6 protein-coding genes and 4 pseudogenes are annotated in these 5,802 nt (G+C 70.7%); 7 read left to right on the forward strand and 3 right to left on the reverse strand.

Features of this window, described 5'->3' with window-relative positions:
• The first annotated feature begins 705 nt into the window (after positions 1-705).
• Complete coding sequence (locus AC3EUJ_RS36825) at positions 706-996, forward strand: hypothetical protein (protein ID WP_431969308.1); 291 nt, start codon at positions 706-708, stop codon at positions 994-996.
• Between the two features lie 309 nt (positions 997-1,305).
• On the opposite strand, the gene AC3EUJ_RS36830 is transcribed toward AC3EUJ_RS36825, so the two are convergent.
• Positions 1,306-1,773, reverse strand: coding sequence for a hypothetical protein (locus AC3EUJ_RS36830; RefSeq protein WP_431969310.1), 468 nt, complete (start codon positions 1,771-1,773; stop codon positions 1,306-1,308).
• A 396-nt stretch (positions 1,774-2,169) separates the two neighbouring features.
• Between AC3EUJ_RS36830 and AC3EUJ_RS36835 the strand changes: the two genes are divergently transcribed.
• The 3 genes from AC3EUJ_RS36835 to AC3EUJ_RS36845 all read left to right on the forward strand — a co-directional run bounded on the left by AC3EUJ_RS36835 (position 2,170) and on the right by AC3EUJ_RS36845 (position 4,598).
• Positions 2,170-2,502: a tetratricopeptide repeat protein gene (locus AC3EUJ_RS36835; protein WP_431969312.1), complete on the forward strand. Its 333-nt coding sequence runs from the start codon at positions 2,170-2,172 to the stop codon at positions 2,500-2,502.
• Positions 2,503-2,639: 137 nt separating this feature from the next.
• Positions 2,640-3,785 carry an alpha/beta hydrolase gene (locus AC3EUJ_RS36840; protein ID WP_431969314.1) on the forward strand — a complete coding sequence of 382 codons (1,146 nt, stop codon included), beginning with the start codon at positions 2,640-2,642 and terminating at the stop codon, positions 3,783-3,785.
• Positions 3,786-3,926: 141 nt separating this feature from the next.
• Positions 3,927-4,598 carry a TetR/AcrR family transcriptional regulator gene (locus AC3EUJ_RS36845; RefSeq protein WP_431969316.1) on the forward strand — a complete coding sequence of 224 codons (672 nt, stop codon included), beginning with the start codon at positions 3,927-3,929 and terminating at the stop codon, positions 4,596-4,598.
• A 36-nt stretch (positions 4,599-4,634) separates the two neighbouring features.
• Here AC3EUJ_RS36845 and AC3EUJ_RS36850 read toward each other — a convergent pair whose 3' ends face one another.
• Positions 4,635-4,970, reverse strand: a complete 336-nt coding sequence (locus tag AC3EUJ_RS36850) for a nuclear transport factor 2 family protein (protein WP_431969318.1) — start codon at positions 4,968-4,970, stop codon at positions 4,635-4,637.
• 143 nt (positions 4,971-5,113) lie between these two features.
• Between AC3EUJ_RS36850 and AC3EUJ_RS36855 the strand changes: the two are divergent.
• Positions 5,114-5,272: pseudogene (locus AC3EUJ_RS36855) on the forward strand (IS630 family transposase); the annotation flags it as partial.
• A 31-nt stretch (positions 5,273-5,303) separates the two neighbouring features.
• On the opposite strand, the pseudogene AC3EUJ_RS36860 reads toward AC3EUJ_RS36855, so the two are convergent.
• Positions 5,304-5,414: pseudogene (locus AC3EUJ_RS36860) on the reverse strand (NUDIX hydrolase); the annotation flags it as partial.
• 8 nt (positions 5,415-5,422) lie between these two features.
• On the opposite strand from AC3EUJ_RS36860, the pseudogene AC3EUJ_RS36865 reads away from it, so the two are divergent.
• Together AC3EUJ_RS36865 and AC3EUJ_RS36870 are read left to right on the forward strand one after the other, a co-directional pair.
• Positions 5,423-5,602 (forward strand): annotated as a pseudogene (locus AC3EUJ_RS36865) (tyrosine-type recombinase/integrase); the annotation flags it as partial.
• Positions 5,603-5,642: 40 nt separating this feature from the next.
• Positions 5,643-5,774: pseudogene (locus AC3EUJ_RS36870) on the forward strand (IS701 family transposase); the annotation flags it as partial.
• Positions 5,775-5,802 lie beyond the last annotated feature (28 nt).

Below are 5,802 nucleotides of genomic sequence, written 5' to 3' on the forward strand. Positions count from 1 at the left end.
CCCCCCCCCCCCCCCCCCCCCCCCCCCCCCCCCCCCCCCCCCCCCCCCCCCCCCCCCCCCCCCAGGACCGTATGCAGCGATCGCAGATATGTCAATGGTGTTAACAAATCGCCGACCAGCGATTTTCGAGGCCTTACGGCCGCCCAACAGCTGGGCGACATGCGACGAACGCCCGGAGTGACGCCATGCGGACACAGTGGCGTTCGCCGCTGAGCGGAAGCGCTTGGCAGCGACGCGGATTCACACCTCCCGAATTCTGCGGGGGTTTTCCTTTGGTGCAGCATTCGTATCATTTGCCTCTTGCATCACGTTTGCCTCGTCGGTCTCTGCGGCCACGCGGAATTCAGGACGGGACGAGCCCCGCCGCAGACTCAACCAGCTTGCTTCAAAGGCTTGTTAGGCATGCGCTGACGCAACGGAGCCTCCGCGGCACGCACGGTTGAAAGGTCGTCACACTAGAGCAAAAGACACCAATATGCACTTTTTGCCGGATCCCTTTGACGGGCGGCGCACAACGCGCCTACCGTGCATATAGGGACGTCTTCAACTACAGACACCTGTTCCGGCGTTCCACGTCCGTGAGGTGCGTCCGCGCCCTGACGTCCGCACCCCCATCCGCGCCGGGATCATGCGCACGATCCGGCGCGCCGGCGGTCGGCCCCGCGCAGACCGCGACCCGAAGTCCAGATCCCCGAAGGGGGAGTCATGCGCACGCTTACCATCCGCAGGATCGCTGCCGCCGCTGTGGTGGCGCCCCTGCTCGCCTTCGCCGGAGCCACCGCGGCCAGCGCGGCGACGCCACAGACAGCCGCACCCGCCACTGCGCAGTCCGTCGTCGACCACGGCGGCGGCTGGGGCGGCGGACACGGCGGCTGGGGTGGCCACGGCGGCTGGGGCTGGGGGAACGGCTACGGCTGGGGCGGCTGGGGCGGCTACGGCGGCTACTACGGCGGCTTCTACCCCGGCTTCTACGGCTTCTACGGCTTCTACCGCTGAGGTCGCGCGGCAGGTTTCCTGCCGGCCCGCCCGGTGATCGCAGTGGATCGGGAGCGGCGGCCAGGGCCGTCCGGCCTTACGGCCGCCCCGCCCCGGCAGGGACCGCCGAGAAGCCCGGACCATCACCAACGGCCCCCGCGACGCGGGGGCCGGAGTCGTGTCCCACGCCTTCCCGGAGCAGGGTTCCGCAAGCCCGCGCGGCGGCGGCCGCGCCTGCCGAGGCCGGCAACCGGGCGTGGTTCTGCTTCCCGGCGACGAACAGGCGCTCCGCCCGCGAGTGGCCACGTCCCGCGCCGCGCCCGTCGACCATCAGTCCCACAGTTCGCGGACCGGGTCGTGCGGCCAGGAGGGCTCGGTGTCGGGGTAGGTGATCGTGAGCTTGGTGAAGTGCCGAAGGTGCGGGTCCTTGGGCCAGGGCTTGCTCTCGGAGAGCTCGATCTTGACCGGGAAGGTGTGGAAATGGCCCGCCGCGCAGTACGGATCGCAGTCGTTGGCCTCCTCGTAGCCGGTGCCCACGGCCGAGTCGCTGCCCCAGTGCGACCAGTACAGGCCGCCCAGGCGGTCGTTCCCGTCCCCGCAGGCCAGCAGGAAGTCGGGCGGCATGACCAGGCCCCGGCCGAAGCAGGTGACGAGGACCGTGGCGTAGGTCGGTGCGGCGGCGCGGGGAACGGCCTGACCTGCCGGGACACCGGCACCGGCCGAGGCGGGGGCGGCCGCGACCACGGTCGCGAGGGCGGCGGACGCGGCGGACGTGGCGAGGGTGCGGAGGAGTGGCATGTCGGTCTGCCTTCCTGGCCGCTGCCGGGGGTGGTGGCGGTCGTGGGCGAAGATGCGGTCCGAGTGCCGCGACGGCGGCGGGATGCGGGGGCATTGGTTGCCTACGCTCCGAGGGGCCTCTGCGCGGCGCAGAGCGGAAGCGCAGGGGCGGCCGGGCCTGCGGCCGAGCGGCCTCGAAGTCACGTTCCTCCAGGCGGGTGAGACGCGCAACCCGGCCGAGCCACCCTCAGGCCAGAGCCACACATAGCGTGATTTGGCAGGTACAGAAAGATGCCGGCGGAACAAGGGGCAGGGTGGAACAAGGGGCAGGGTGGAACAAATCCGACACTTGCCCCGGTTGAAGGCGTTGACAACGAGACGTCGTTCCACCGAGGTGATGCAGCAGTGGGCACCGACATGAGCAGTCCGACCACGGAGGCGTTCAAGCGCGCCGTGCTCTTCTTCAATCGGCAGCGCTACGCCGCCGCGGCCCGGACGCTCGCTTCCGTCGTGGACGTGGCGCCCCGCAACATGGCGGTGCGCATGCTGCTGGCCAGGTCGTACTACTTCTCCGCGCAGCTGTCGCGGGCCGAGGCGGAGCTGCGCGACCTCCTCCGCGCCGAGCCGCAGGACGCGCACGCGCATCTCCTCCTCGGCCGCACACTGGAGCGGCAGGGCCGGCTCGCCGAAGCCGCCCCCCACCTGCGGCTCGCCGACGCGATGACGGCTTGGGACCTCGTCGTGGTCTGACCCTCCGGGCCCAGGAGGGCCGCGCGGCGCCCGTGGCCCGCGAGCCACTCCCCCGGCCCATCCCCGGTTGTCCGGACTGTACCGCCTCCGCAGGCTCTCACATGGGGCCATCGAGCGACCACGGTTCGGAGACCGCAATGACCTGTCCGCATGTCCGGTCCATAACGCGACGCAAGGCTCGCTACGCCGTCGCAGTCCTCCTGGCTGCCGCCGCGAGCCTCACCGCGTGCGGCGAGAAGGCGACGAACGCCGCGCGTGTCGACCACGCGGTGCCCGTCGACGCGCCCGCGCCGAAGGTCCCGTGCGGCAACCCGCCGGTGCGGCTGGACCCGCTGGCCCAGGCCTTCCTCGACCAACTGGCGGCAGCGGACGGGCCGCCGCTGTACTCGCTGTCCTACTCGGCCGCCCGGGAAGTGCTGAACAAGCTGCAGGCGGGCCCGGTGGACATGCTCCCGGCGCAGATCAGCCGGCGGACCGTGCCCGGCGGACCGACCGGCGCCGTGTCCGTGCACGTCGTACGGCCCGAGGGCGCCAAGGGGGAACTGCCCGGGATCGTCTACATCCACGGCGGCGGCTGGGTGCTGGGGAACTTCGGGACCCACGAGCGCCTGGTGCGCGAGCTCGCCAACGGCGCGCAGGCGGCGGTGGTCTTCGTCGACTACACCCCCTCGCCCGAGGCCCGGTTCCCCGTGCCGATCGAGCAGGCGTACACCGTGGCCAAGTGGGTCGCCGACAACGGCGGCCGGATCGGCATCGACCCCTCGCGTCTGGCCGTCGCCGGCGACTCCGTGGGCGGCAACATGACCGCCGCCGTGGCGATGATGGCCAAGCAACGCGGCGGACCCGAATTCCGTCGCCAGGTGATGCTGTACCCGGTCACGGACGCGAACTTCGACACCGCCTCGTACCGCCGCTTCGCGGAGAACTGCTGGCTCTCCAAGCCCGCGATGAAGTGGTTCTGGGACGCGTACGCCCCCGACCTCAAGGACCGGCAGAACCCGCTGGCCTCCCCGTTGCGGGCCACCGTCGACCAGCTGCGCGGCCTGCCGTCGGCGCTGATGGTCACGGACTCGGACGTGCTCTACGACGAGGGCACCGCGTACGCTAAGAAGCTGCGGGAGGCCGGTGTGCCCGTCCAGCTGACGCACTACCCCGAGATCACGCACGACTTCATGATGCTCAACGCCCTGCGCGACAGCGAGTCCGACAAGAAGGCGGTGGCGGAGGTCACCACGGCGCTGCGCGAGGCGCTGCACGGGGGGGATTCCGGCCCCGCCAAGTGAGCCGCCCGGCACGCGGGACGGGAGGGGCGGCCGGCGTTCCCGGCCGCCCCTTCGCGGCCTTCCGGGAGGAAGTTTCCTTCGGTAACAAATCACTGTTATCGTTGATTCATGGATGAGAGGGCGACCACAAGGGAGCGGATCATGTCCGCCGCCGCTACCCTGCTCGCCGAGGGCGGCCGCGACGCGGTCTCGACCCGGTCGGTCAGCAAGGCGGCGGCCGTTCAGCCGCCGGCCATCTACCGGCAGTTCGGCGACATGCAGGGCCTGCTCGACGCCGTCGCGGCGGAGGGCTTCGCCGACTACCTGCACCGCAAGACCGACCGGGTGCGGGCCGCCGACCCGGTCGAGGATCTGCGCTGGGGGTGGGACCTGCACATCGAGTTCGGTGTGGCCAACCCCGAGATATACCAGCTGATGTTCGGTCAGCCCAGGCCCGGGGCCGAGTCGGCCGCCGTGACGGAGTCCTTCAACGTCCTTCGCGGCCTGGTGACCCGGGTCGCCGAGGCGGGCCGGCTCAGTGTCGACGTGGAACGCGCCATGCTGATGATCCACTCGGCCGGCTGCGGCGTCGTCCTGACGCTGATCGCCACGCTGCCCGAGGCCCGTGACCCGGAGCTGTCGCCCCGGACGCGGGAGGCGATTCTCGCCGCCATCACCACCGCGGAGCCCGAGGAGGCCGCCGGGGACGAGCGCCGGACGATCACCCGTACCGTCGCCTTCAAGGCCGTGCTGCCCGAGATCGAGGAGATTCTCACGCCCGGCGAACGCATCCTGCTGAACGAGTTGCTGGACCGCATCACGCACTCCGCCTGAACCACCGCGCGCGGGCGGCGCCCCGGCGCCTGCCGGTCAACCGGTGATCCTCATCAGGCCGATCCTGTCGCCATCGACCGTGAAGGCGAAGTCCGACGGACCGTTGAACCCGTCGCCGCCGACCTGCGCGGAAACGATCACCTGGTCCCGGTACCGGGTCACCCCGGTGACCTTCAGGGACACCTTGACGCCGATGAACTCGCGGTCGCTCCATCCCGCGACGGCCTCTCGGCCCTCGAAGCGGCGGCCCCAGTCGTCCACAGCGCCGCGCTCGGTGAACTGGTCGAGGAAGGCCTCGGTGTCTCGGGCGTTCGCCGCGGCGACGGCGCGCCGCACGGGCTCGGGAAGCTCGGGGAAGTCGGAAGCGTTCATAGCGGTTCTCCTGGTCGGTGTCAGCAATCCGGGGGCCTTACGGCCCCGCTCAAAGCGGGCGAAAATCTGGCTGGGGTCGTCCGGCTGACGTCGTGCCGCCCTGGCGCGTTCCGAGCCCGGGTGTCACTAGGACGGTGGGATACCACACCGTTCAGAACCGGACCCTGCACACCTACCTGGGCCGGCGCAACACCAACGCCCGCCACCCCGACGCCCTCGCCGCCCAACGCCGCGAACCCGCCCGCATCCTCAGTGAGAAGGGCATCCGCTGGGGCGGACGAGCACGGGCAACCGCAGCCTGACCATCCCGGCGAACATATGCGGTCACAGCACTAGTTCGAGGACGGCGCCGGGGAGCTCCCAAGTGCCGTTGCCGGCACGGCGGATCGACAGGAGCCGGCCGTCCTCGCGTACGACTGCTCCGGCCACGGATACGGAGTGCAGCGCTGGCGCACGGCTGCGCCACGCTGCTGACCGCGGCTGGCGTCGCGCCCCGCGTGGTGATGGAGATCCTCGGGCACTCCCAGATCGCCGTCACGATGAACGTCTACACGCACGTCGTGCAGGACACCCAGCGGGAGGCCGTGAGCCACATGGACCGGCTGCTGCGGAGGCGTCCCGGTCGCGAGTGAGCGTGGCCGTTGATGTCGGATCTGGATGTCAAAGACCCGATTGTTCACGACGCTCGTCGTCCAGCCCCTACACGGTGCGGCCCACCGGCTCGGCTGGTCCGACTGGCGACGCCGCCACCAGGCTCGAGCCCAGGCCAGCCATTACCGCCGACAAGCCGCGAACCAGACATGAAGATCACGAACTACGGCTGGAGTACTAA

The organism is Actinacidiphila sp. bgisy160 (assembly GCF_057707815.1).